The 24,752-nt window shown below is 41.0% G+C and carries 25 protein-coding genes and 4 tRNA genes; 17 read left to right on the top strand and 12 right to left on the bottom strand.

The genetic code is table 11. The features are described from left to right. Positions 1-171 precede the first annotated feature (171 nt). The gene (locus tag WBM98_RS06750) at positions 172-2,715 is read left to right on the top strand and encodes a phosphoenolpyruvate carboxylase (RefSeq protein ID WP_424365259.1); all 2,544 of its coding nucleotides are present in this window, start codon (positions 172-174) and stop codon (positions 2,713-2,715) included. Between the two features lie 110 nt (positions 2,716-2,825). On the opposite strand, the gene WBM98_RS06745 is transcribed toward WBM98_RS06750, so the two are convergent. Beyond that, on the bottom strand, positions 2,826-2,969 hold the full coding sequence (locus tag WBM98_RS06745) for a hypothetical protein (protein WP_424365258.1): 144 nt from the start codon (positions 2,967-2,969) through the stop codon (positions 2,826-2,828). Between the two features lie 120 nt (positions 2,970-3,089). Further along, positions 3,090-4,586 carry a M20/M25/M40 family metallo-hydrolase gene (locus WBM98_RS06740; RefSeq protein ID WP_424365257.1) on the bottom strand — a complete coding sequence of 499 codons (1,497 nt, stop codon included), beginning with the start codon at positions 4,584-4,586 and terminating at the stop codon, positions 3,090-3,092. Positions 4,587-4,744: 158 nt separating this feature from the next. Between WBM98_RS06740 and WBM98_RS06735 the strand changes: the two genes are divergently transcribed. Beyond that, entirely contained in the window at positions 4,745-6,160 is a 1,416-nt protein-coding gene (locus WBM98_RS06735; protein WP_424365256.1) for an alpha-amylase, read from the top strand. Between the two features lie 5 nt (positions 6,161-6,165). Here the strand turns inward: WBM98_RS06735 and WBM98_RS06730 are convergent, their stop codons facing one another. The 10 genes from WBM98_RS06730 to WBM98_RS06685 all read right to left on the bottom strand — a co-directional run bounded on the left by WBM98_RS06730 (position 6,166) and on the right by WBM98_RS06685 (position 14,241). Continuing rightward, a complete protein-coding gene (locus WBM98_RS06730) occupies positions 6,166-6,390 on the bottom strand; it encodes a hypothetical protein (RefSeq protein WP_424365255.1) in 225 nt (74 codons plus the stop codon). Positions 6,391-6,394: 4 nt separating this feature from the next. Continuing rightward, a complete protein-coding gene (gene trpA, locus WBM98_RS06725) occupies positions 6,395-7,156 on the bottom strand; it encodes a tryptophan synthase subunit alpha (RefSeq protein WP_424365254.1) in 762 nt (253 codons plus the stop codon). Between the two features lie 61 nt (positions 7,157-7,217). After that, positions 7,218-8,399: a tryptophan synthase subunit beta gene (gene trpB / locus WBM98_RS06720; protein ID WP_424365253.1), complete on the bottom strand. Its 1,182-nt coding sequence runs from the start codon at positions 8,397-8,399 to the stop codon at positions 7,218-7,220. Beyond that, positions 8,396-9,058: a phosphoribosylanthranilate isomerase gene (locus WBM98_RS06715; RefSeq protein WP_424365252.1), complete on the bottom strand. Its 663-nt coding sequence runs from the start codon at positions 9,056-9,058 to the stop codon at positions 8,396-8,398. Before WBM98_RS06715 ends, trpB begins: the two co-directional genes overlap by 4 nt. A 14-nt stretch (positions 9,059-9,072) precedes the next feature. Then, positions 9,073-9,855, bottom strand: coding sequence for an indole-3-glycerol phosphate synthase TrpC (trpC, locus tag WBM98_RS06710; RefSeq protein ID WP_424365251.1), 783 nt, complete (start codon positions 9,853-9,855; stop codon positions 9,073-9,075). Between the two features lie 11 nt (positions 9,856-9,866). Beyond that, entirely contained in the window at positions 9,867-10,859 is a 993-nt protein-coding gene (gene trpD, locus WBM98_RS06705; protein WP_424365250.1) for an anthranilate phosphoribosyltransferase, read from the bottom strand. 95 nt (positions 10,860-10,954) lie between these two features. Then, positions 10,955-11,518 carry an anthranilate synthase component II gene (locus WBM98_RS06700; RefSeq protein WP_424365249.1) on the bottom strand — a complete coding sequence of 188 codons (564 nt, stop codon included), beginning with the start codon at positions 11,516-11,518 and terminating at the stop codon, positions 10,955-10,957. Positions 11,519-11,539: 21 nt separating this feature from the next. Further along, positions 11,540-12,937, bottom strand: coding sequence for an anthranilate synthase component I family protein (locus WBM98_RS06695; protein WP_424365248.1), 1,398 nt, complete (start codon positions 12,935-12,937; stop codon positions 11,540-11,542). A gap of 245 nt (positions 12,938-13,182) precedes the next feature. Then, the gene (locus WBM98_RS06690; RefSeq protein WP_424365247.1) at positions 13,183-13,761 is read right to left on the bottom strand and encodes a YceI family protein; all 579 of its coding nucleotides are present in this window, start codon (positions 13,759-13,761) and stop codon (positions 13,183-13,185) included. 33 nt (positions 13,762-13,794) lie between these two features. Further along, positions 13,795-14,241 (bottom strand): MarR family winged helix-turn-helix transcriptional regulator, encoded by a 447-nt coding sequence (locus tag WBM98_RS06685; RefSeq protein ID WP_424365246.1) that lies wholly within the window; start codon positions 14,239-14,241, stop codon positions 13,795-13,797. A 175-nt stretch (positions 14,242-14,416) separates the two neighbouring features. Between WBM98_RS06685 and WBM98_RS06680 the strand changes: the two genes are divergently transcribed. The 15 genes from WBM98_RS06680 to WBM98_RS06610 all read left to right on the top strand — a co-directional run. Beyond that, a complete protein-coding gene (locus tag WBM98_RS06680; protein WP_424365245.1) occupies positions 14,417-14,728 on the top strand; it encodes a rhodanese-like domain-containing protein in 312 nt (103 codons plus the stop codon). Between the two features lie 60 nt (positions 14,729-14,788). After that, positions 14,789-16,072, top strand: a complete 1,284-nt coding sequence (locus tag WBM98_RS06675) for a DUF2851 family protein (protein WP_424365244.1) — start codon at positions 14,789-14,791, stop codon at positions 16,070-16,072. Between the two features lie 9 nt (positions 16,073-16,081). Then, positions 16,082-16,309, top strand: coding sequence for a PspC domain-containing protein (locus WBM98_RS06670; protein ID WP_223198206.1), 228 nt, complete (start codon positions 16,082-16,084; stop codon positions 16,307-16,309). Between the two features lie 2 nt (positions 16,310-16,311). Next, the gene (locus tag WBM98_RS06665; protein WP_424365243.1) at positions 16,312-17,316 is read left to right on the top strand and encodes a potassium channel family protein; all 1,005 of its coding nucleotides are present in this window, start codon (positions 16,312-16,314) and stop codon (positions 17,314-17,316) included. Positions 17,317-17,418: 102 nt separating this feature from the next. Next, positions 17,419-19,488 (top strand): amino acid carrier protein, encoded by a 2,070-nt coding sequence (locus WBM98_RS06660; RefSeq protein WP_424365242.1) that lies wholly within the window; start codon positions 17,419-17,421, stop codon positions 19,486-19,488. A gap of 26 nt (positions 19,489-19,514) precedes the next feature. Then, positions 19,515-20,402 carry a ComEA family DNA-binding protein gene (locus tag WBM98_RS06655; RefSeq protein WP_424365241.1) on the top strand — a complete coding sequence of 296 codons (888 nt, stop codon included), beginning with the start codon at positions 19,515-19,517 and terminating at the stop codon, positions 20,400-20,402. A gap of 26 nt (positions 20,403-20,428) precedes the next feature. After that, positions 20,429-21,568, top strand: coding sequence for an acyl-CoA dehydrogenase family protein (locus WBM98_RS06650; protein ID WP_424365287.1), 1,140 nt, complete (start codon positions 20,429-20,431; stop codon positions 21,566-21,568). 69 nt (positions 21,569-21,637) lie between these two features. After that, entirely contained in the window at positions 21,638-21,832 is a 195-nt protein-coding gene (gene rpsU / locus WBM98_RS06645) for a 30S ribosomal protein S21 (protein WP_109654682.1), read from the top strand. A 101-nt stretch (positions 21,833-21,933) separates the two neighbouring features. Beyond that, on the top strand, positions 21,934-22,836 hold the full coding sequence (locus WBM98_RS06640) for a tyrosine-type recombinase/integrase (protein WP_424365240.1): 903 nt from the start codon (positions 21,934-21,936) through the stop codon (positions 22,834-22,836). 29 nt (positions 22,837-22,865) lie between these two features. Beyond that, positions 22,866-23,168, top strand: coding sequence for a ribosome hibernation-promoting factor, HPF/YfiA family (gene hpf / locus WBM98_RS06635; RefSeq protein WP_424365239.1), 303 nt, complete (start codon positions 22,866-22,868; stop codon positions 23,166-23,168). A gap of 101 nt (positions 23,169-23,269) precedes the next feature. Further along, positions 23,270-23,343: transfer RNA gene (locus tag WBM98_RS06630), tRNA-Thr, on the top strand. A gap of 25 nt (positions 23,344-23,368) precedes the next feature. Then, a tRNA-Tyr gene (locus WBM98_RS06625) sits at positions 23,369-23,450 on the top strand. A gap of 82 nt (positions 23,451-23,532) precedes the next feature. Beyond that, a tRNA-Gly gene (locus WBM98_RS06620) sits at positions 23,533-23,605 on the top strand. Positions 23,606-23,904: 299 nt separating this feature from the next. Further along, positions 23,905-23,976, top strand: a tRNA-Thr gene (locus tag WBM98_RS06615). 54 nt (positions 23,977-24,030) lie between these two features. Continuing rightward, a partial coding sequence (locus WBM98_RS06610; RefSeq protein ID WP_424365238.1) for a GTP-binding protein occupies positions 24,031-24,752 on the top strand: 722 nt, incomplete at its 3' end.

The following is a 24,752-nucleotide window of genomic DNA, read 5'->3' as shown; positions in this document are numbered from 1 at the left end:
GCCCCACATTATTTATTTAGGGGAACTGTTGGTTTTGTAATGTCAGTAGCTTATTTTGTTAGTTGATTAAATATGTAAATATTGGTTTAGTGATTATGTCGATATTTGCCAAAATATTAAGTTAGGGAAATCCACAACCCCTTTTAAATGGGGATACATTCGTAAAAGGTTATGCATCAAACAGAAAGATTAGAGGAATTTAAAAAATCGGTTCAGAATAAGTTCAACGTGTACAATAGCCTATTTCTGAATCTTCCCTATAGGAATATAGAGAACGTGGGTATGGTGGTCCCACTGTTACACCATCAATCTGTACAAGGGCTTAACCAAGGTCTTAATCCCCAAAACATTTTGGAATCGTTCTTCAAGAATTATGTGATGATAGAAGACGAAAAGGATCAAATCGATTTTATGTTCCGTATTATCCAATATGTTGAGCGACAGGTTGTTTTGTACGATAGTGTTGAAGATGCGGCATTTCCCAAACTTCAGGAACATAGCGATTCACTTTCCATCAAGGATTATTTTCAACTGGTGAACAAGACCAAAAGTTGGGACAAAGTGGCCGAAAAACTATCGAACTTTAGCGCTAGGATCGTACTTACGGCACATCCGACCCAATTTTATACCCCGGCCGTACTTGATATCATGAACGACCTGCGTTTACTTATCTTGGAAAATAAAATCGATGATATCGATGTCACCTTGCAGCAATTGGGCCTTACTTCATTGATAAACAGCCAAAAGCCAACGCCGTTGGACGAGGCCAAAAACATCATTTATATCCTAAGGCATGTCTACTATGATGCCATGGGGGATTTATATGCATACATCAAAGAGAATATAGATAATGATGATTTTGAGAACCACAACATCATGAAACTCGGGTTTTGGCCTGGAGGTGATAGGGATGGCAACCCATTCGTAACCGCTGAAATAACCAAGAATGTTGCGGATGAGCTTCGGCTCAATCTAATGAAATGTTATTATAACGATCTTAAATTCCTTCAACAAAAACTTACGTTTAAGGAAGTGCAGGGTCCTCTGAAGGTATTGCGCAATCAGCTTTATTCGGCAATGTTCAATCCTGAAAATAGTATCTCCTACCAGGAGATCATCAACCCTTTAATGACCATGCGTGACGTTTTGATAAAAGACTATCATGGATTATATCTGGGTAAGTTGGATCATTTTATTGATAAGGTAAAGATTTTTAAGACACATTTCGCAACACTGGATATACGGCAGGACCATAGCCAACATGTATTGGTTGTTGAAACCATATTAAAGAAGAACGGGTTCATAAAAGAAAGTATCCAGGAATTGAAAAAGGCCGATTTGGTAAAGCTATTGGTTCAGAAAAAAATCAAGGCAGATCCAAAGGACTATAAGGACATTGTAAAGGATACCCTTTTGAATATTTCCCAATTGAAGGAAATACAAACTAAAAATGGGGAAGAAGGCTGTAATAGATATATTATCAGTAATTCCGAGGATATCTTTTCCGTATTGTTTGTTTATGGCTTGTTTCGATGGTGTGGTTGGAAAGATGATGGCATCTCCTTTGATATTGTCCCGCTATTCGAAACGATGAACGGTATGGCAGAAGCCGAGGGAATTATGCAATTCTTATTTGACCTCCCTGAGTATCGAAAGCATTTAGAACAGCGAAAAGAGAGTCAAACAATGATGCTGGGCTTTTCCGATGGCACCAAGGATGGGGGATATGTCAAGGCCAACTGGTCAATTTTAAAGACCAAGGAACAGCTCTCCAAAGTGTGTAAAAAGAACCAAATAAAGGCCTTGTTTTTTGATGGTAGGGGTGGACCGCCAGCTCGTGGGGGTGGCAAGACCCATCGTTTCTATGCAGCACAGACCAAGGATATTGCGAACAATGAGATACAGCTCACCATTCAAGGGCAGACCATTACAAGTACCTATGGTACCAAGGAACAGTTTATGCACAATAGCGAACAATTGTTGACTGCAGGTTTGTCGAACAACCTATTCGGTAAAGAAAATGTGATTTCCAAGGAACATCGAAAACTCTTGGAGGAACTGTCCGATTTGAGCTATGTGAAATATGATGCGTTGAAAAACCATGAAATGTTTATCCCTTACTTGGAAAATCGGAGCACCCTTAAATACTATCAAAAAGCCAATATTGGTAGTAGGCCTGGTAAAAGAGGGAATAAAAAACAGTTGACCTTAAGTGATCTTAGGGCCATCTCCTTTGTAGGTTCATGGAGCCAATTGAAGCAAAATGTGCCCGGTTATTTTGGTATCGGTACGGCCATTAAAACGATTCGGGATTCCGGACGATTGAGGGAATTGAAGAAAATGTACAGGGAAGTTCCCTTTTTTAAAGCATTGATGCATAACAGTATGATGTCGCTCACCAAATGCTATTTTGAACTGACAAGCTATATGAAGGAGGATGCTAAATATGGTGGTTTTTGGAATATTCTGTATGAAGAGTACCAGCTTTCCAAAGAAATGTTATTGTTGATTTCCGGTACCGAAGTCTTAATGGAAAATGAAGCCACATCGCGGGAATCGATTCAGATTAGGGAAAACATTGTGCTTCCTCTTTTGGTAATCCAGCAATATGCCCTTCAGAAAATAGGGCAAAAGACGGCTTATAAGGAAGTCTATGAGAAAATAGTTACGAGATCTCTTTATGGTAATATCAACGCCAGTAGAAATTCGGCTTAATATTCTTGTATATAAAAAAGACCTACACGTTGTAATCAACATGTAGGTCTAAAATGTTCACTTCGGGTTCAATATTGCGAGGTCTTCGAAACCGCGCAGGGTTATAAACCCTATTTTTTGTTCTGTTGCTTTTTTATCGTCATTTCGTCAATATCAAATGTATTGGTATCGATACCCGTATTACCCGTAGGGTTGGTCGGATTTGTTTGTTCTACTTTTCTTTTAAATTTTTTATTGTCTTTGATTATTCCCATTATTTTTAGTTTTTTAGGTTCAACCTTAATATAAGGAAGGAAGGACACAATCTCCGTTAAGAACGTCGTAAAACTTTGTTAGGGAATGTTAAGATGACATGAATTGGATTCAAGGTGAGATCAATTCATTTTGGTGCTGAGTATTCCATAAAACGCTTTAATGCCATAGGCAATTTGGCCGATTTTCAGATTTTCGTTGGGACTATGCTGGTTGTTGTCGGCATTGACCATGGGAACAATAAAAGCCGGAATCTGTAATTCGTTGATAAAGGAGGCTACAGGCACGGTACCGCCCATGATCCGTATTTGCACTACATCTTCCCCAAAAGAATCCTTTAATACATTGACCAAAAAATCCCCATACGGGTTATCCAAATCGGTTCTAAAGGCATTGGTTACAGATCCTTCGTTTATGGTGATGATTTTTTCATGGGCCATGCGTTCCGCCTTGGTCGGAATGGAATCCATGATGAAGAATCCTTGATTCTGGATATGGGCTTTCACCAGGTCTTTCAATCTATTCCCATCGGATTCGGGAACCAATCGCATATCGATTTCGGCCGTGGCACTTTCGGGAACAATGGTCCGTGCTTTTTCACCGATCCATCCAGAACCCAAACCTCTTATATTTAAGGAAGGATATTGTAGGGACTCTTGATAAAAACCACCCACTTTTTCCGGTGTTTTTATGGCCAGGCTCCCATTGATGGTCGCAGCGTCATCAGGAACATTTTTTAGAATCTCCATGGTAGGTGCATCCAGCGTTATTCCGTCATAATACCCATTGATCAGCACCTTGCCATCGGCATCTTTCATACTGGCCAACAGTTGTGCCAATTGAAAACCGGGATTAGGGGCATAATTGCCATAATGGCCACTGTGTTGGGGTTTTTGGGGACCGTGTGTGGTCAAGGTAATCGTTGTGATGCCTCTACAACCGTACACAACGGTGGGTTTGCCCGAAACATGGACCGGACCATCGTTGATGACCAAGAAATCAGCTTTCAATAAATCGCGATATTCCTTAACAGCCTTAGGAAGGGGGCGGCTTCCCTTTTCCTCCTCGCTATCCAAAATAACTTTTACATTATACGGAAGTGTTACATTGTTCCGTTTCAAAAGGTCAATGGCGTTCAAAAACATCACTATAGGGCCTTTGTCATCTGAAGTTGAACGCCCGAAAAGGCGCCAATCATAATTTAGGTTATTTGCTAAACTGTCAAAAGATTGGGTCTTCCATCCATTCCCATCTTCTGATTTTAAAACGATGTTATAAGGGTCCGGTTGATCCCATCGGGTGGGGTCGACGGATTGCCCATCAAGATGCATATAGAAAAGAAGCGTCGGTTTATTGTCCTCCATCGGTAATGCCGCAAAAAACAAGGATTCCCCCTCGGTGGGTAAAATAGAGGAATTGAATCCCCTTTCGTTGAATTTTTTGGTTAACCAAGTTAGGTTTCTATTGATATCGGCATGTTCCAAGGCATCGTTGGGTATGGCCACGAATTCCCTTAGTTCATTGATGGAATGGCTTATGTAGGTTTTTAAAACATCATCATCCTGTGCCGTTGAATACCCCGAAATTAATAAACAAATTAGAGCAAGGTATCTTTTCATTTCCTGTGTTTTTTGATAGGGACCAAAAGTAGGCAATTCTAGTTTTTTGATCCCAGTTTTACACATTTAATTATCAAACCATATATTATAAAAAAAAGGTGCTTAAAGATAAAGGATCACTAACTTTGACCAATTAACAATGAATTAATTCTCGAAGAATGACTTTTCCAAAACGATATTACATAAAGCTATTGCTTATTTCGATTTTGGCAAATGCAACAATCTTTTCTTGTTCTAAAAAAGATAATACGGAAGACATGGATATAGGACCAATTTCAAAAGGGAAGGACTTGTCCATCTATTTAAACGGAAGAGGGGTGCTAATGCAGGCCTTTTACTGGGATGTTGAACCCAGGTTTGAATGGTGGGACAATATAGCCGATAAAACCGATGCATGGGCTGCTGCAGGAGTAGATCGAATTTGGTTGCCACCTGCATCCAAAGGGCATTCTGGAGGATATTCAATGGGTTATGACCCTTCGGACTATTATGATTTTGGGGAATATTTTCAACATGGCACTACAAAAACCCGCTTTGGGTCAAGAACGGAGCTGGAAAATCTAATCGCTAAGGCCCATAGCAATAGTATAGAGGTCATCGCAGATATTGTAATGGGTCACAATAGTGGAGGGGGTTTGCAGTATAATCCTTATCGCGATAAGGATACGTATACCCTGTTCAATCAAACAAATGGAAATGCCTCCGGGATATTCAATAGAAATTATGAGGATTATCACCCGAATAGTCTTCACTCCATGGATGAATCTGCTTTGTTTTTCGAGGAACAGGACTTATGTCATCAACAGCCCAATGTGCAAAATGGATTTTGGAAAAATGAGAATTCCGTTGCGAAATATTATAAGAATACCGTAGGTTTTGATGGTTGGCGATTTGATTATGTCAAAAGTTTTAACGCAGAATTTGTTAAGGCATGGATAGATGAAGTTGGAGGATGGTCGGTAGGCGAATATTACGACGGTAATGCCGATTTGGTTCGACAATGGATGACAGGGTCGGGTAGTAACGCCTTCGATTTTCCCTGTCTATTTCAATTGAAGGATGCGTTTCAACAGAATAATCTTGGTATTCTTGAAACAGGGGATATGCTCTGGAAGACCAATCCTGATAAAGCAGTGACCTTTGTGGCAAACCATGATACGGACAGGGAGCCTGTGATTAAAGAGAGCGATAAACTTTATGCCTACGCCTATATTCTTACACACCCCGGCTATCCTACAATTTTTTATTCCGATTATGAAAATATCGAATTCAAGGAAAAGCTGAATACGCTAATATATATTAATAGAACCCTAGCCGTAGGAGCACTGTCAGTATTATTTTCAAATAATGACGAATATATTGCTTTGCGTGAAGGCGAAGGTGCAAATCCAGGGTTGATGATTTATATAAATCGTAAGGCATCACAAAATACACGAACAGTCACTACGCCTTGGATCGGTAAAACCCTTCATGATTATTCGGGGAGCATTACTACGGGAATTTCTACAAATAATTCAGGAGCTGTAGCACTTAAAGCCCCGGCAAGGGGATATGCCATATGGTCCTTGAATTAAAGATTCTACTTTTTCAAAAGGCCAATTACCCTGAGACTTATCAATCGGAGTAAAAGGATAAAGGGAGAGCCATGTAAAACAACATCGAACCAATCCATAAAAGCCATGCCATTTGCCCCGCCTGCAATCCAAAGGATTTTACCCCAAATATGGGGTTCAGGAAAGAAGGGAGCCAAGCCTAGCGTTAGGCACAATAAAATAACAAGTTTCCAATTATTGATGAATTCCATAAGCTTATCGAATTGATTGTACAAATTTGGATATGGAGTCGACCCCATAGGATGTAAGGTGTTTAATAAAGGCAGAACCTATAATGGCCCCGGCAGCAGAACGGGTAGCCTGCTTGAAGGTTTCAGCAGTATTGATCCCAAAACCTACGATTTGCGGATTTTTCAGGTTCAATGCAGAAATACGTTCAAAATAACGTAGCTGTGGGTCTCCAAAACCTTTGGTAGTACCTGTGGTACTGGCCGAACTGACCATATAGATAAATCCGTTTGAGGCCTCATCGATTTGCTTGATGCGTTCATCGCTGGTTTGTGGGGTTATGAGAAATACATTGACCAAACCGTATTTTTTAAAAATGGCCTCATAATCTTTTTGATATACATCCAAAGGTAAATCGGGAAGAATAAGTCCGTCTATACCGATTTCCTGGCATTTTTTACAAAAAGCCTCGACCCCATATTGAAAAATGGGATTAAAATATCCCATAATGATCAATGGGATGGAAACTGATTTTCGAATGTCGTTTAACTGTTCAAAAAGCAATTCGGTATGCATTCCGTTTTTTAAAGCAGTTGTTGAGCTTTCTTGTATGGTTGGCCCATCGGCCAGGGGATCTGAAAAGGGCAAGCCGATTTCGATAAGATCAACCCCATTTTTTTCCAGTTCCTGAATGATGTGCACCGTATCATTCAACTTTGGATACCCCGCTGTAAAATATATAGAGAGGATTTTTTGACCCTCTTTCAGTTTTATGTTTATTCTGTTCATCAATCTTGTATTTTGTCATTCCCGCGCATGCGGTAATCTCTACCCAGTTTACTTTTAGTCATCAAAGTTCAAAATATTTTATATACGTATCCAAATCCTTATCCCCACGTCCAGAAAGGTTGATCACAACAATGTCATCCGGTTTGAATTTCCTATAATCCAATATGGCAAAGGCATGGGAGCTTTCGATGGCCGGTATTATTCCTTCAAGTTGAGAAAGCATTAGCCCGGCATTCATGGCGTCATCATCTGTAATCGAGATAAATTCGGCTCTACCTGATCTAAACAGATGGGCATGCATGGGGCCCACGCCAGGATAATCGAGTCCGGCCGATATCGAATAGGGTTCCGTTATTTGTCCGTCTTGGGTCTGCATTAATAGGGTTTTGCTGCCATGTATAATCCCAACTTTACCGAGTGCGGAGGTTGCGGCACTTTCTCCGGAATTAATTCCTTTGCCTGCCGCTTCGACGGCAATGATCCCAACTTTAGGATTATCCAGATAATGGTAATAAGCCCCTGCGGCATTACTGCCTCCTCCAACGCAGGCCACTACATAATCGGGATCTTCAACACCTTCTTTCTCTTTGAGTTGCCATTTAATCTCTTCGGAAATCACCGATTGAAACCGGGCTACCATATCGGGGTAGGGATGAGGACCGACCACGGAGCCAATGATATAATGGGTGTCGACGGGATTATTGATCCAATCCCGTATCGCTTCATTGGTGGCATCTTTCAAGGTTTTGCTCCCCGACAACGCCGGGCGGACCTCGGCACCCAACATTTTCATTCGGGCCACGTTTGGCGCTTGTCGGGCAATATCGATCTCCCCCATATACACTACACATTTTATGCCCATTAGGGCACAAACGGTAGCGGTTGCAACACCATGCTGCCCAGCACCCGTTTCGGCAATGACCCTGTTTTTCCCTAACTTTTTGGCCATAAGGATCTGCCCAATCGTGTTATTTACCTTATGGGCCCCTGTATGGCAAAGATCCTCTCTTTTTAGGTAAATCTTCGTATTGTATTTCTTTGATAATCGTTCAGCGAAATACAAAGGGGTTGGTCTTCCCACATAATCCTTTAATAACTGGTCGAATTCCTTTTTAAAGGAAGGTTCTTCCATGATACGGATATAGTTCTGGCGAAGTTCCTCGGTATTCGGATAGAGCATTTCAGGGATAAATGCCCCACCAAACTCCCCATAATACCCTTTTTCGTCTGCGTGATAATTCATCTTAAACTTTTTATAAAATCTGTTAATTTGGCAATGTCTTTCAATCCAGGTACAATTTCAAACCTGCTATTCACATCTACGGCATGGCAATGAATGGACTCTGGTCGGGTCATAAATTCCTTTATAGATTCCACATCCTCCAAACCAATGCCCCCGCTTATAAAAAAGGGTTTATGGGATGGATAATCCTTTAATATCTTCCAATTGAATTTATACCCATTGCCACCTGGTAGTTTTCCTTTGGTATCGAATAGATAGTAATTACAAACTGATTCGAAGGGCTGAAGTGTTGTAAAATCGAAGGCTTCTTTTATGGAAAAAACCTTGATGATATCGACCCCTTTCAATTCACTTTTAAGCATACGACAGAATTCTGGAGATTCTTTTCCGTGTAATTGAACGGCCAAGAGTTGATGGGTATTGACTTTTTCAATAATCTCTTCAATATATGCATCGACAAAAACCCCTACTTTTTTAATGCGATGAGGTAGAATCACCTCCTTTTCATTATAATTCCTTTTTGAGGGTTCCCAAAATATAAATCCCAAATAATCAGGGTTTAATCCTGCAACTGCCGAGGTATTCAAATTCATACCACAAACCTTTATCCGTAGCGGTTCCCTTTTTGAATCGTTGGTTATTTTATGGTATTGGCTCATCGTACGTATTTTCGTTAAGTCAGGGAATTAATGAACGCCTTTGCACTGTTGCCAGGGTCATCGGTTTTCATAAAGTTCTCACCGATCAAAAAGCCTTGATACCCAAAAGGGCGTAATTCTTTTATGGCTTCAACACTGCTAATACCACTTTCCGATACTTTCACAAAGTCATCCGGAATCATAGCGGACAGCGTCTTGCTGGTTTCCAAACTGACCTCGAACGTCTTTAGGTTGCGATTGTTCACTCCCAACATATCCAAACTTGGCATTATGGATTTTCGCAATTCCCCTTCATTATGGACTTCCAATAACACATCCATGTTCAAACTCTTGGCCAATTCGGAGAACGTCTCGATTTCAGCCCGTGTCAAAATGGCTGCAATCAATAAAATTACATCGGCTCCAAAGGCCTTTGCCTCAAGAACCTGATATTCATCAATGATGAATTCTTTGCGTAACAGGGGCATTGTTACCGCTGCTCTGGCCAGAAGTAGGTCATCTAGGGAACCCCCAAAGTATTTACCATCGGTCAATACCGACATACCACAGGCACCCGCATTTTCATATCCCCATGCAACATCCTGTACGTTCAAGTTCTGATTGATCACTGATTTTGACGGGGAACGCCGTTTATGTTCTGCAATAACCCCACTTTTACTGGTTCGGAGCGCATGGGCCAATGACATTGTCTCCCGATCAAAGAGTACGGAACGCTCCAATTGGGAAGTAGGGATCAATCCTTTTCGCAGATTGACTTCCACTCTTTTGTCTTTGACTATTTTATCCAAGATATTCATTCTCGATACGATTAGGCGCTTAACGCTTGTAATTTATGCAGGGCTTTTAATCCTCGACCAGAGAGCAAGGATTCTTTGGCACTTTCAAATCCTTCCTTAGGGCCCACCCCTTTCACGGTCGCAATGGCTATTCCGGCATTGGCGCAGACGACATTGTTCTGTGCTTCTGTCCCTTTCCCCTCCAAGATATTCAAAAAGATCTTTGCCGATTCCTCAATGGTGTCCCCACCCAAAATCTGGTCTTGCCGTACAGAGGTAACCCCAAAATCCTCCGGTGTTAATATCCCTTCAGATTTGTTAGAAATCGTTTTTGTGGCTCCGGTCAATGAAATTTCATCATACCCATCCAAGGCATGAATTACGGTGAAGTTCTTATCGGTATTCTGATACAGGTATCCATACATACGGGCCAATTCCAAATTAAAGACGCCCACCATCTGGTTTTGGGGAAAAGCGGGGTTGACCATAGGTCCCAGCATATTGAAAAAGGTCTTTACGGCCAATTCCCTTCGGATGGGGGCCACATTTTTCATGGCAGGATGGAACAAAGGTGCATGCAAAACGCAAATCCCGGCCTCCTCGATAGACTTTGTAAGGAAATCTGCCTCATTGCTGAATTTTATGCCTAAAAATTCCATGACATTACTGCTGCCGCATTTTGAGGAAACCCCGTAATTACCATGCTTGGTTACTTTTACACCGGCACCGGCCGTGACAAAGGAGGCCAAGGTGGATATGTTGAAGGTGTCCTTGCCGTCACCGCCCGTACCACATAAATCGACGGGATTATAGGCTGAAAGGTCAATGGCGAGGCATAATTCCAACAATGCATTTCGAAAGCCTTCCAGCTCTTCGATGGTTATGCTCCGCATCATATATACCGTTAGAAATGCAGCTATCTGGCTGGTGTTATATTCGCCTTTTGCGATATTGACCAAAACCCGTTTGGCATCTTCCTTGGTCAGGATATCGTGATTGATCAATCTATTTAAAATCTCTTTCATTCTTTTGTTTTGTCATTCCTACACAGGCAGGATACATGTTGTTTTGGTTTACAGTAATTAGATGGATTCCCACCAACGTGGGAATAACTTAAAAATCAGCTATTTAACCAGTTTTCCAATATTTTTTTCCCTTGTGGTGTCAATACCGATTCGGGATGAAATTGAACGGCACAGACGTCATAGATTTTATGGCGCAGCGACATGATCTGTCCGTTTTCGTCTAGGGAAGTCGCTTCCAAAACTTCGGGCATATTCGGATCAACCACCCAGGAATGATAACGTCCGACTTCAATTTCCCTAGGCAATCCATCAAAGAGTAGATCGTCTTTGATGATATTGATTTTAGTAGCTATCCCATGATATACCTCATCTAGATTGATCAATGAGCCCCCAAATACTTCCGCTATTGCTTGCTGCCCTAGACAAACGCCAAAGATACTTTTGGTTGGCGCATAGGTCGCAATGATTTCCTTGAGCAGACCTGCTTCATCGGGAATCCCAGGGCCAGGGGATAAGACGATTCTATCGAACGCAGCAACCTCCTGCAAAGTAAGTTGGTCGTTTCTTTTCACTACAACGTTGCAATCCAAATCCTCCAAATAATGGACCAGGTTATAGGTGAAGCTGTCGTAGTTATCAATTACCAATATTTTTTTCATATCATCTCTCTTTTGGAAATTTTAGATGGTTTCCGCAATTTCCAAGGCCTTGGTCAATGCTCCCAGTTTGTTATAGGTTTCCTGCAATTCGTCTTCCGGATCGGAGGCTGCTACCAAGCCTGCCCCGGCTTGATAATGCAATTGATGGTTTTTGCTCAAAAAGGTACGGATCATGATGGCATGGTTGAAGTTTCCGCTGAAATCCATGAAACCAATAGCCCCACCATAGTACCCTCTATTGGTCTTTTCATAACGTTCAATGAGTTGCATGGCCATATGTTTTGGTGCACCGCTCAATGTACCGGCCGGAAAGGTATCTGCCACTACTTTCATGGTTGTGATATCCTTTTTCTTTTGTCCAGATACTTTTGACACCAAATGGATCACATGCGAAAAGAACTGTACCTCCCTATAATTATCTACACTGACCATATTGCCATGTCGACTTAAATCGTTTCTGGCCAGATCCACCAGCATTACATGCTCACTGTTTTCCTTGTCATCTAGGGTCAATTTTTTGGCCAGTTCGGCATCTTGCTCATCATTTCCGGTTCTTTTGAACGTTCCGGCTATCGGATGTATTTCCGCCTTACCATCACTTACGATCAATTGGGCCTCGGGGGAGCTGCCAAAAATCTTGAAATCGCCATAATCAAAGTAGAACAGATAGGGGGAGGGATTTATGGAGCGAAGGGCCCTGTATACATTGAATTCGTCCCCTTTGAACCCTTGGGAAAATCTACGTGATAAGACCAATTGAAAAACATCCCCCCGTTGACAATGTTTTTTTGCCAAAGCAACATGCGCTTTATACTCATCATCCCTGAGGTTCGATGTGGGTTTCCCTTCTTTATTGAAGTTGTAGGAAGCAAAATTCTTTACATTGAGAATATGTTCGATTTCGTCAATATTACTCGCCGATTCGTAACAATGGGCAAAGATATAGGCTTCATTCTTGAAATGATTGATGGCAATGATGTTCTGGTATACCGCATAATAAATATCCGGAATGTCCATCGTATCATCTTTCTTGTTGATTTTTATATCCTCAAAATAGCGCACCGCATCATAGGCCATATAACCGAATAGGCCATTATCTATGAACTTGAACGAATTTTGATCGGCTTTGAATTTAAGGCTAAAATCGTTGATGGTCTTCACCACATCGGTGTCAGAATCGATTTTCCTTGTCGTAATTTTTCCATCAGGAAATGCCTCCACTATCGTTTCATCCTCAATCTTGATCGAGGCGATGGGATTGCAACAGATATAGGAAAAACTATTGTCATTGGCGTGATAGTCGCTACTTTCCAATAGAATACTGTTCGGGAATCTATCGCGTATTTTTAAGTAGACACTTACCGGGGTAATGGTATCGGCAAGGATTTTTTTATGATGTGATTTAAATTGGTAGACCATGCTCAAAATATAAAATTAAAAAAGGCTTGTCGTGATAGACAAGCCTTTTGTATGGTATAACTACAATGATGCTTCGCTCACGACGATTTTCGTAAGGTACTCCACCACCAAGTATTTGTTACAAAATTTTTCATTGGCCCAAATATAGAAATCATTTTTAAAACAACAAACACGTTTTTTGTAAAAAAATTATAAGCCCTAGGTACCTTTTGATAGCTAGGGCTTACCGTATGTAAATCGGTCCCTTAAAATACAAGGTCTACTACAAGGTCGAATTCATCATAGATTGTTTTATCGCCCAAATTATCAAAAAAGCTACCCGAACCATAGCGTACATCATATGCAGCCCTATCAATTTTCATGGTTGCGGTCGCTTTGCTTCCATAAACGGACACATCGAAGGTGACAGGTTTGGTAATGTTCTTAATGGTCAAGTCACCAGTCACCTTATAGGAGTTTTTACCCGAGGCCTCGACTTTGGTGAAAACCAAGGAAGAAGTAGGGTGGTTGGCAACACCAAAGAAGTCATCCGATTTCAAATGCCCTTCCAATTTTCCCTTGTATTCCCCTTCAAGGTCAGTACTTATTAAGGAGGTCATGTCGACCGTAAAATCACCGCCGCTAAGTTTGCCTTCATCAAAATGCAAGGCGCCGCTTATCAGGTTTACAGTTCCCGTATGCGACCCGGTCACCTTATAGGCTTTCCAAGTGACATTGCTATCCTCGGTTTTCACATCTTTCTTATTTGCTTTAATGGGTTCGGTGGCCGTTGCTGTAGCGCCGAATATAACGGCCAAGGTCAGTGCAAAAAAATTCTTTTTCATTTGTTTTTAATTTTAGTTGTTACTAATCAGGATTTAAAATTTATTCAATAAAAGGTTTAAATGTTCCAATTCGTTCGTTGTGAATTGTTTCAATAAATCTGTTTCAGTTTCAGCAATGAGCACGTCCATTTTTGAGAGTTGCTCATTGCCTTTGGTGGTGATACGAATTTCTATCTTTCTTCTATTTGACGGGCATGTATGCCGTTCGACAAATTTTTTCATAATCAATTTATCGACCAAGCGGGTCGTATTGCTCATCTTGGTCACCATTCTTTCATTCAAGGTAGAAAGGTTGGCAGGTTTCCCTTTTTGACCTCTTAAGATGCGGAGCACATTGAATTGTTGAATCGAAATATCAAAAGGCTTTAAGGCATGACCCAAGTGTTCATTGATGGTGTTGGCCACCAACATCAAATGAATTATCGTTCTGCGATTTAAAGGAATTTCATCCGTTGATTTTATGCGCTCTTCTACATTCATGTACTTACAATAGTTGTATGTACAAATGTATATTATTGCCCATTATGTCCATGTATATGGATAGATAAAGTTTTGTTAAAAACTTGAGGCACCCTTTTTTGGCTATGGTATTCCATGGTTTACGCGCATTTAATACTAGAAAAATATTATTTTTGCGCCTTAAAAATGAGATACTATGGCAGATTTATCCCAAAAGGAATGGATGGAACAATTGAAAACCGATGAGAATGCTTTCATTCTGGACGTTCGTACTTCCTTGGAATTTAAACAAGGCTTTATTCCAGACGCCAGCAATATCGATATTTACCTTGGTCAACACTTTATGGCTGAATTGGAAAAATTGGACAAATCAAAAAGTTATTATGTTTATTGCAGGTCAGGGGCCCGAAGCAGACAGGCATGCGCTTTAATGAATAGCATTGGTATCGATAAGGCCTATAACCTCAGTGGCGGGATTATAGCCTGGCAGGGAGAGATAATCCGCTGACCATTGATAATATTGGAATGAAAACTCCCACAATTATGTGGGATTTTTTATTTTAGAGGCATGCGGGAAGATTTACTTCAATTTATTTGGAAATACAAAAAATTGTACTGGCAGGATTTGGTTACCACGTGGGATGAAACACTTGACATTCTAGATCCAGGTTCCCACAACCAACAATCTGGCCCCGATTTTTTCAATGCCAAAATCAAAATTGATGGACAACTTTGGGCCGGTAATGTGGAAGTCCATTCAAATGCCTCGGACTGGTATGCCCATCACCATGAAAAGGATAGTTCTTATGACAACGTCATTCTCCATGTCGTTTGGCATGATGATATAGATGTCTATAGAAAGGATAAGACACGAATTCCCACCCTTGAATTAAAGAAGTATGTGCCCGTGGAACTATTGAAGAATTACAGGTATTTATTTGATAATCGATCAACGAAATTCATCAATTGCGAAAGTGATATTTCAAAAGTTGATGCTTTTGCATTAAAAAATTGGTTAGAACGCCTTTACATTGAGCGTTTGGAACAAAAATCCGTGATGGTCAACGCACTTCTAAAGGATTCCAATAATGATTGGGAGAAAGTTTTGTTCATGCTACTTCTGAAAAATTTCGGGCTGAATATCAATGGTGCTTCTTTCTTTGGTATTGCCCAGGCGTTGGATTTTTCAATCGTAAGAAAATTACAGAAAGACCCACTGAGATTGGAAAGTGTTTTATTCGGTTTGGCAGGTTTATTGGATCGGGACGATACCAAGGATGCCTATTTTGAAGTTTTGAAAAAGGAGTATACCTATTTGCAACAAAAATTCGGCCTTAACCAAGAACGTGTGCCACAACCTGAATTCTTTAAGCTTCGACCTACCAATTTTCCCACAATCAGGCTTTCACAAATCGTCAGTGTATATGAAAGGCACCCCAATCTGTTTCAAAAGGTAATGAACACTCAAAGTCTTGATGGACTGTACACCATTTTCGATATAGCTGCAAGTCGGTATTGGGACAATCATTTTACATTTGGAAAAGAATCGAAAAAGCGGATAAAAAAATTGACAAAGCCTTTTATCGACCTCTTGATTATCAATACCATTCTGCCTTTGAAATTCTGTTATGCCAGGCATAGGGGTGTGGATTGTATGGAGGAAATATGCGCTATAATAGATAAAATAAAAAAGGAGGACAACGTTATTCTGAAGAAATTCAAAGCCTTTGGAGTGAACGTGAAATCCGCTGGCGATAGCCAAGCGATCCTACAACTTTATAAAGGCTACTGTTTGAAAAATAAATGCCTTCAATGTGCGATAGGTAGTAGTTTATTGCATGGAAATATTTAATTTTAGAACATGAATGTTTTCTATCAACTTTTATACTATCTTCAAAAAAGAGGATTTGAAGTATGTAGGCGTATTGCGGAACGGATGGGTATTCGTGCCAGGGTGGTCAGGACATCGTTCATTTACCTCACATTCGTAACTTTAGGCTTTGGATTTGCATTGTATCTTTTTCTGGCTTTTTGGTTGAAGATAAAAGATTTGGTGCACACCAAAAGAACATCGGTATTTGACCTCTGAATATGATAAGATTATTTCGTTCCAAAATATACATTGCAGTAGTATTGATTGTCATTATTGTGACGACCGGAGTGGTAGGGTATAGGATTCTTTCAGATATGTCATGGCTAGATGCCTTTTATATGACTGTTATTACGGTCACTACTGTCGGTTTTTCCACGGTAGGCCCATTAGGTCCCGAAGCAAAGATTTTTACTGTATTTTTAATAATAGCAAGTGTATTCATCTTTGGATTTGCTATATCGGTAATAACGGAATATATCCTAAGTAGAAATTCTTTGGACGTTTTAAAAAAGAAAAAATTGAAAAACATGATCGCATCTCTTTCTAACCACGTAATTATTTGCGGATTTGGCCGTAATGGTAATCAGGCAGCTGAAAGGTTAAAAGCCTATAAAAGACCATTTGTTGTTGTAGAAAAAGATAAGGAAATTATTGAAAAATATGGTGATGGCGTACTTTTTATTGAAGGTGACGCCAATGAAGATGAAGTATTGATGGAGGCGGGTATTGAGCGTGCGCGTTATCTTATAACAACCTTACCCGATGATGCTGCCAACCTTTTTGTGGTCTTATCCGCAAGGCAATTGAATAAGAACTTGAATATCATCAGTAGGGCTTCATTGGTTACCTCCCAGAAAAAGCTCAAATTGGCAGGTGCGGATCAGGTCATTATGCCAGACAAGATCGGTGGAGACCATATGGCTTCGCTGGTGGTCATGCCAGATCTCATCTCATTTATGGATGAACTGTCTTTGGAAGGTGAGCATACAACGAATCTAGAGGAAGTAGCCATAGAGGATTTTGCGGAACATGGAGAGCACAAATCGCTTCGAGATCTTGATTTAAGGCGAAAAACAGGGTGCACCATTATCGGATATATCGCTCCTAACGGTAAATACACCATTAACCCGGAAGCCGACTTGCCCTTACAGCCCAAAAGCAAGGTTATCGTGCTGGGAAGGCCAGAACAAATACGCAAATTGAATGAAATGTTTCACATTTAATCCTTTTTCTTTCTTCCCAATATTTGATTGGGTTGATTTTTTTTAGGATATTGTCGGTCATTTCAGCCTATAACCATCAAATATTAACCGCTACAATTAATTATGAAGAAGTATCTCCTTCCCTTTATTATGCTCTTTGGCATTATGACATTTTCCCAAGATCTTGCGGTTACCGGTAAGGCCATAAATCCATCAGATGATATAAATGATGGGGCTATAGAATTGAAAGTTGATGGAGGCACCGAACCTTATACCTATAAATGGAGCAACCAAAGTACTTCATTGCATTCTAAAATGTCTAGCGGCTTGGTAGAAGGGGTTCCTTATACGGTTACCGTCATCGATGCTGCCGGACAATCCGTAACCAAGGTTTTTACCATAAAGACCCAATCCATTACAGAAGTGTTCAATGGTACCATGACCCCAGCCGTTAGTGCCTTGGGCTCCGTATTATTTTGGGATCCCTTTGCGGCCATTGGCATCTATGACCCAGTCGCCTATGCCGATGAAAAAATGATAGCCGTCCCAAATTGGTCACATGATGTGCAGGACAAATTCGTCCTGAAACGATGGTTGAAACCCAATGGGGCAAAAGTCAAAAAAGGAGATCAACTTGCGATAATTTCCAACAGCCAGGGAACAGAAGAAACGGTTTTGTCCACTGCAACGGGCAAATTGGACTATTTGGTAGAGGAAGGCAAGGTAATATACAATTCTGACAATCAGGAGCATGTAATCGAGCAGGGGGCCCATTATTTGGCGAGCATAAAATATGACGAACCAATGGTCATGACCCATCCCAATGGTGATCCCATAACCAAAGGCATACCATTTATCGTGATGTGGTTGGTACTAGGGGCCTTATTTTTTACCATTCGAATGGGCTTCATAAATATTAAGGGTTTTCGACATTCCATCGATTTGGCCAAGGGTAAATATGACGATCCCAACGCCCCAGGGCAAGTTACCCATTTTCAGGCCTTGGCCACAGCTGTTTCGGGCACTGTTGGTTTGGGAAATATTGCCGGAGTGGCCGTAGCGGTTTCGCTTGGCGGTGCCGGCGCCACTTTTTGGATGATCGTTTGCGGGTTGTTGGGAATGTCCTCAAAATTCGTGGAATGTACGCTAGGTGTCAAATACAGGGATATTCTTCCCGATGGAAGAGTGTTCGGAGGTCCGATGAATTATCTGCGTTATGGACTTGAGAAAAGGAATATGAAGGGGCTTGGAAAAGTGCTTGCTGGATTCTTTGCCGTACTTGCTGTTGGGGCCTCCTTTGGTGGAGGGAATATGTTTCAGGCCAATCAATCTTTTGAGCAATTGGCAGGGCAGTTTCCTATATTGGCAGGCAACGGATTTTGGTTTGGGGTGATCACGGCCATTCTTGTGGGTGTGGTCATTATCGGAGGCATTAGTAGTATTGCCAGGGTAACCGGTAAAATCGTTCCTATAATGGCATCGATTTATATCGTTGCGGCCTTGGTGGTAATCGTAATGAACATTGAGAATATCGGACCGGCTTTTTCTGCTATTTTTGAAGGGGCTTTCAATCCAGGAGCCCTTAAGGGAGGTATCATTGGGGTACTTGTTATTGGCTTTCAAAGAGCGGCCTTCTCCAACGAAGCTGGCGTGGGTTCTGCGGCGATTGCGCACAGTACGGCCAAGACCAATCATCCGCCCTCTGAAGGTTTTGTAGCCTTACTTGAACCATTTATCGATACGGTCGTGGTATGTACCCTAACGGCCTTGGTGCTCATCTTTACAGGAATGCACGAAGTAGAAGGCATGGCAGGGGCACAGTTGACCTCCGACGCCTTTGCAAGTCAAATCTCTTGGTTTCCCTATGTTCTTGCCTTGGCCGTTTTCTTGTTTGCATTTTCCACAATGATTTCATGGTCGTATTATGGCATGCGTGCATGGACCTATCTTTTCGGGAAAAGCAGGAAATCTGAAATGGTCTATAAAATGTTTTTCTTGATTTTTGTCGTGATAGGAGCTTCAGTGAGTTTGGGAGCGGTACTCGATTTTTCAGATATGATGATTTTGGCGATGTCATTTCCAAATATCATTGGCCTCTATATAATGTCTGGGGAAGTAAAAAAGGATTTGAACGAATATTGGGTCAAATTAAAAGCCAACCAATTGTACAAGAAACAGAAGTTGGCAGAATAAAATAGGTTCCATCAGTTGTCATAAAGATGAAAAGTTTAAAATCCCACCTCAAGTTTTCCAAACAGGAACGCAGTGGGATTTTCTTTTTGCTAGGGATCATTGTTGTGTTGCAAGTCATTTTATATGGTGTGAAAAATGCTTCGACCGATGTGGAAGGAAACCTTTCGGTCGATATGGAAACCCAAGGGCGCATCGATTCACTTAAGCGAAAAACGCTACAACAGGAATCCATACCACTTTACCCTTTTAACCCTAATTATATCTCGGATTATAAAGGCTATACCTTAGGGATGTCCTTGGAGGAAATTGATAGGCTGCATGCATATCGCTCAAAGAATTTATTCGTGAACAGTGCTAAGGAATTTCAAAAGGTAACCCAGGTATCGGATACGCTGTTGAACCGTATAGCACCTTTTTTCAAGTTTCCTGATTGGATTAAAACGAAGGCTACCGATAATCAAGCGCCCCTGGTTTTCGATGCTGAGGATGAGCAGGGCAAAAATAGTGAATCGATACAGATCAAGGACCTCAATACGGTAACCGCGGCCGAATTAAGAGCGGTATATGGGGTAGGGGATAAACTATCACAGCGAATCGTAAAATTCAGGGATCGATTAGGTGGATTTTTCAGTGATGACCAACTATATGATGTCTATGGTTTGGAGCCCGAAGTGGTTCAAAGAACTCTTAAAAGATTCAAAGTGATGAGCCAACCCCAAGTCGTGAAGATCAATATCAATACCGCTTCCGCAAATGAAATTTCCCGACTTATTTATATATCGAAGACGTTGGCTGTAAAAATTGTAGGGTATAGGGAAAACAACGGTGCTTTCAATTCCTTTGGCGAATTAAATGAAATTGAGGGTTTCCCAACACAAAAGATCGATAGAATTAAATTATATTTGGCCCTATAAAAAATGTGAGAATGTTCAAAGATACGATGTGTTTTGATTACTCTGAAACCCAAGAACATGTTGCTTCGGCGGCTAAAAAATTTGCGGAACAACATATACGACCGCATATAATGGAATGGGACGAAGCCCAGTTCTTCCCGGTTGAACTTTTTAAGAAAGCCGGTGAAATGGGATTTATGGGAATTTTAGTCCCAGAAGAATATGGTGGTTCTGGGCTAGGGTACCACGAGTATATCGCGATTATCGAGGAAATTTCCAAGGTAGACCCGTCCATAGGATTATCGATTGCTGCCCATAACTCACTATGCACCAACCATATTTTATCTTTCGGCAATAAGGCCCAAAAGCAGCGGTGGATTCCTAAATTGGCAACGGGCGAGTGGATCGGTGCCTGGGGGTTGACAGAGCACAATACAGGTTCTGATGCAGGGGGAATGAGCACTACGGCCATTCAAGAAGGAAGTGAATGGGTATTGAATGGAGCCAAAAATTTCATTACCCACGGTATAAGCGGGGATATAGCCGTTGTAATTGCCAGGACTGGGGAAAAAGGCGATAGCCATGGTATGACGGCCTTTGTCATTGAAAAAGGTACTCCAGGTTTTTCCAGCGGTAAGAAAGAGAACAAATTAGGTATGCGGGCCAGTGAAACGGCAGAACTTATATTCAATAATTGTAGCATTCCCGATGGCAATAGATTAGGTGAGGTCGGTGAAGGTTTCATTCAAAGCATGAAGGTGTTGGATGGGGGGAGGATATCGATTGGCGCCTTGTCTTTGGGTATTGCCAAGGGAGCCTACGAGGCATCATTGCAATATTCGAAGGAAAGGGTACAGTTTGGGAAGCCGATAAACCAATTTCAAGGCATATCCTTTAAATTGGCGGATATGGCAACGGAGATTGAGGCCTCTGAATTACTGCTTCATAAAGCTGCATTTCTAAAGAACCAAGGTAGAAAAATGACCAAATTAAGTGCGATGTCCAAAATGTATGCTTCCGAGGCATGTGTTAAAATAGCCAATGAGGCCGTTCAAGTACATGGGGGCTATGGGTATACAAAGGATTTTCCCGTTGAGAAGTTCTATAGGGATGCCAAGCTATGTACCATTGGTGAAGGGACTACTGAAATCCAAAAAGTGGTTATTGCGAAAAATATTTTAAAATAGTTCGTTACTAATCCATTAATTCATTTTATATTTGCACCCTTAATCACAAAAGAAAGGAGGTTGTAGCCCATGTTAATAATACCGATCAAGGAAGGAGAAAACATAGACAGAGCTTTAAAGCGTTTTAAACGAAAGTTCGATAAGACGGGTACCATGCGTCAATTGCGTAAACGTCAGCAATTCACCAAACCTTCAGTACAAAGAAGAGCGCAGATTCAAAAAGCACAATACATACAAGGTTTAAGAGATCAAGAGGAAATCTAAGATTTTATATAACAGTGTACAATTATTGAAAAAAATCCCATCGAGAGATGGGATTTTTTTATTTTGGATCATTGGTAGGCCAACTTTACTAACTTTGTGGTATGTCGCTACCCAAGTTTATTTCTTATTTACACCTAGAGAAGAATTATTCGGAACATACCCGAAATGCGTACCAAAGGGATATTCAATCATTTATTGCGTTTTGTTCCGGTTTTCATGACCTTGAGGATATAGATAGGGTCGAATACCCCATTATTAGAAGTTGGATCGTTGCCCTTGTCAATACCCAAATATCAAATAGGTCGGTCAATAGAAAAATAGCCTCATTGAAGGCCTATTATAAGTTTCTGCAACAAATCGGTACGATAGCCGCCAATCCTTTGGCAAAACATAAAGCCCTAAAAACATCAAAAAAGATCGAAGTGCCATTTTCAGAGGATGAGATGCAGCGCGTGCTATCGCAATTGCCCTTTGGCGATGATTTTGAGGGAAGACGTGATAAATTGATCATCGAATTGTTGTATGCGACGGGAATACGAAGGTCTGAACTTATCAATCTCAAAATGAACGATGTGAAACTCGACGTAAGGTCGATAAAGGTTTTGGGTAAACGAAACAAGGAACGTATTGTGCCCTTATTGTCGCCTACAGTGGCGCTTTTTAATACCTATATTCCATTGCGGAATCAATTGGAAACCATTAGGGAGGGGGAGTTTGTTTTTCTTACCAATTCGGGCAATAAAATATATGAAACCCTTGTTTATAGAATTATAAATGGGTATTTTAGTAGGGTATCCTCGAAGGTGAAAAGGAGTCCACATATATTAAGACACACCTTTGCGACTCATTTGCTCAATAAAGGGGCGGATCTGAATTCGGTAAAAGAGTTGCTCGGCCATTCGAGTTTAGCTTCAACACAGGTTTATACGCACAACAGTATTGCTGAACTTAAAAAAATACATGCATCGGCCCACCCAAGGGGTAAAGAACCGAAAGGGCAATAAAATCGTTTAACATTTTAAAATTATAGCCTATGAAAGTAAATGCGCAGTCAGTTAATTTCAATGCCGACAAAAAATTGTTGGATTTTTTACAGAATCGTTTGGATAAATTAGAAACTTTCTATGATAAGGTTATAAGTGCGGATGTGTATTTGAAAGTTGAGAATACCAGTTCAAAGGAGAATAAGATTGTGGATATTAGACTAAATGTGCCCAAGGATAGATTCGTTGTCAATAAACAATGCAAATCGTTCGAGGAAGCAATCGATTCGGCATGCAGTTCCCTGGAAAGGAAACTAAAAAAAATAAAGGAAATCCAGCGTGAAAAAGTGTAACGAAAATTTTCCTTAAATTATTTTGTTTAAACAAATAAATATATACATTTGCAGTCCGTTAGAAATAGCGGACTTTTTTATGCGTAAAAAAGTGTTGATAGGCCGATGTAGCTCAGCTGGCTAGAGCAGCTGATTTGTAATCAGCAGGTCGTGGGTTCGAGTCCCTCTATCGGCTCAAAAGTTCTTTAAATAAAGGTATTGGGGAGATACTCAAGCGGCCAACGAGGGCAGACTGTAAATCTGCTGACTACGTCTTCGCAGGTTCGAATCCTGCTCTCCCCACACTTTTGGGAAATGTTGGATTCCGAACACCAAAGAGAAATTTTTGGAATTTGGAATATGATTTTAGGGATTTGCAAAAATTGCGGGAGTAGCTCAGTTGGTAGAGCGTCAGCCTTCCAAGCTGAATGTCGCCGGTTCGAACCCGGTCTCCCGCTCAAGGATTTTTCTTGGCATCAGGAATTTTGTTTCTATCGAACGGTTCAGGATGTTTGGGATAAAAAAGGGTGAAAGCCTGTAAGGAGTGGAGTCAAGGTAAACCCATGTCTCCCTCTGAATATCGAAAGACCTGTTCTTTTGATATGTTCTTTGGGTAGTAAGGAAACGATGGTATCGTTTCTGGGTAGGTTCTTAAGAATCTGGTCCAACACCCAAAAACCATGGGTTAACGTTTGTTGTATTTCGATGTTGTTTTGGTTTATCAAAAAACGTATGACATCAACCTAGAACCCAACAAGCCGACGTAGCTCAGGGGTAGAGCGTTTCCTTGGTAAGGAAGAGGTCACGGGTTCAATTCCCGTCGTTGGCTCATTTAAGGCATTAATTGTACACTAATATATAACTAAGATTAAATTTATTAAATATGGCAAAGGCAACATTTGATCGTTCCAAACCGCACTTGAATATCGGTACTATTGGACACGTAGATCACGGTAAAACTACATTGACTGCCGCTATTACAACAGTATTGGCTAACGCAGGACTATCTGAAGTGAGAAGTTTCGATTCTATCGATAACGCTCCTGAAGAAAAAGAAAGAGGTATCACCATCAACACGTCCCACGTTGAATACTCTACGGCGAATCGCCACTATGCACACGTTGACTGTCCAGGTCACGCGGATTATGTGAAGAACATGGTAACAGGTGCTGCCCAAATGGACGGTGCTATCTTGGTGGTTGCGGCCACAGATGGTCCAATGCCACAAACTCGTGAGCACATCCTTTTAGGACGTCAGGTAGGTATTCCAAGAATGGTTGTTTTCTTGAACAAAGTTGACATGGTCGATGATGATGAACTTTTAGAGCTTGTTGAAATGGAAGTAAGGGAATTGCTTTCTTTCTATGAGTATGATGGTGATAACGGTCCCGTTATTTCTGGATCGGCTCTTGGCGCACTTAATGGTGAGCAAAAATGGGTTGATACCGTTATGGAATTGATGAACGCTGTTGATGAGTGGATCGAATTACCAAAAAGGGATATTGAGAAAGACTTCCTAATGCCGGTTGAAGATGTATTTACGATTACTGGTCGTGGTACTGTTGCAACTGGGCGTATCGAAACAGGTGTTGCCAATACAGGTGA

The organism is Maribacter sp. (assembly GCF_049667165.1).
Lineage (GTDB): Bacteria > Bacteroidota > Bacteroidia > Flavobacteriales > Flavobacteriaceae > Maribacter_A.
The sequence above is the reverse complement of the archived record's forward strand: the minus strand, read 5'-3'. Positions and strand labels throughout refer to the sequence as shown.

Coding starts and splice junctions, on each gene's coding strand:
- hpf (WP_424365239.1), top strand. CDS start 22,866: ATGAAAGTAAATGCGCAGTCAGTTAATTTCAATGCCGACAAAAAATTG.
- WBM98_RS06680 (WP_424365245.1), top strand. CDS start 14,417: ATGGCAGATTTATCCCAAAAGGAATGGATGGAACAATTGAAAACCGAT.
- WBM98_RS06700 (WP_424365249.1), bottom strand. CDS start 11,518: ATGAAAAAAATATTGGTAATTGATAACTACGACAGCTTCACCTATAAC.
- WBM98_RS06740 (WP_424365257.1), bottom strand. CDS start 4,586: ATGAAAAGATACCTTGCTCTAATTTGTTTATTAATTTCGGGGTATTCA.
- trpD (WP_424365250.1), bottom strand. CDS start 10,859: ATGAAAGAGATTTTAAATAGATTGATCAATCACGATATCCTGACCAAG.
- WBM98_RS06660 (WP_424365242.1), top strand. CDS start 17,419: ATGAAGAAGTATCTCCTTCCCTTTATTATGCTCTTTGGCATTATGACA.
- WBM98_RS06730 (WP_424365255.1), bottom strand. CDS start 6,390: ATGGAATTCATCAATAATTGGAAACTTGTTATTTTATTGTGCCTAACG.
- WBM98_RS06650 (WP_424365287.1), top strand. CDS start 20,429: ATGTGTTTTGATTACTCTGAAACCCAAGAACATGTTGCTTCGGCGGCT.
- WBM98_RS06675 (WP_424365244.1), top strand. CDS start 14,789: ATGCGGGAAGATTTACTTCAATTTATTTGGAAATACAAAAAATTGTAC.
- WBM98_RS06640 (WP_424365240.1), top strand. CDS start 21,934: ATGTCGCTACCCAAGTTTATTTCTTATTTACACCTAGAGAAGAATTAT.
- WBM98_RS06685 (WP_424365246.1), bottom strand. CDS start 14,241: ATGAATGTAGAAGAGCGCATAAAATCAACGGATGAAATTCCTTTAAAT.
- WBM98_RS06735 (WP_424365256.1), top strand. CDS start 4,745: ATGACTTTTCCAAAACGATATTACATAAAGCTATTGCTTATTTCGATT.
- WBM98_RS06715 (WP_424365252.1), bottom strand. CDS start 9,058: ATGAGCCAATACCATAAAATAACCAACGATTCAAAAAGGGAACCGCTA.
- WBM98_RS06655 (WP_424365241.1), top strand. CDS start 19,515: ATGAAAAGTTTAAAATCCCACCTCAAGTTTTCCAAACAGGAACGCAGT.
- rpsU (WP_109654682.1), top strand. CDS start 21,638: ATGTTAATAATACCGATCAAGGAAGGAGAAAACATAGACAGAGCTTTA.
- WBM98_RS06665 (WP_424365243.1), top strand. CDS start 16,312: ATGATAAGATTATTTCGTTCCAAAATATACATTGCAGTAGTATTGATT.
- WBM98_RS06750 (WP_424365259.1), top strand. CDS start 172: ATGCATCAAACAGAAAGATTAGAGGAATTTAAAAAATCGGTTCAGAAT.
- WBM98_RS06745 (WP_424365258.1), bottom strand. CDS start 2,969: ATGGGAATAATCAAAGACAATAAAAAATTTAAAAGAAAAGTAGAACAA.
- trpA (WP_424365254.1), bottom strand. CDS start 7,156: ATGAACAGAATAAACATAAAACTGAAAGAGGGTCAAAAAATCCTCTCT.
- trpC (WP_424365251.1), bottom strand. CDS start 9,855: ATGAATATCTTGGATAAAATAGTCAAAGACAAAAGAGTGGAAGTCAAT.
- WBM98_RS06690 (WP_424365247.1), bottom strand. CDS start 13,761: ATGAAAAAGAATTTTTTTGCACTGACCTTGGCCGTTATATTCGGCGCT.
- trpB (WP_424365253.1), bottom strand. CDS start 8,399: ATGAATTATCACGCAGACGAAAAAGGGTATTATGGGGAGTTTGGTGGG.
- WBM98_RS06695 (WP_424365248.1), bottom strand. CDS start 12,937: ATGGTCTACCAATTTAAATCACATCATAAAAAAATCCTTGCCGATACC.
- WBM98_RS06670 (WP_223198206.1), top strand. CDS start 16,082: ATGAATGTTTTCTATCAACTTTTATACTATCTTCAAAAAAGAGGATTT.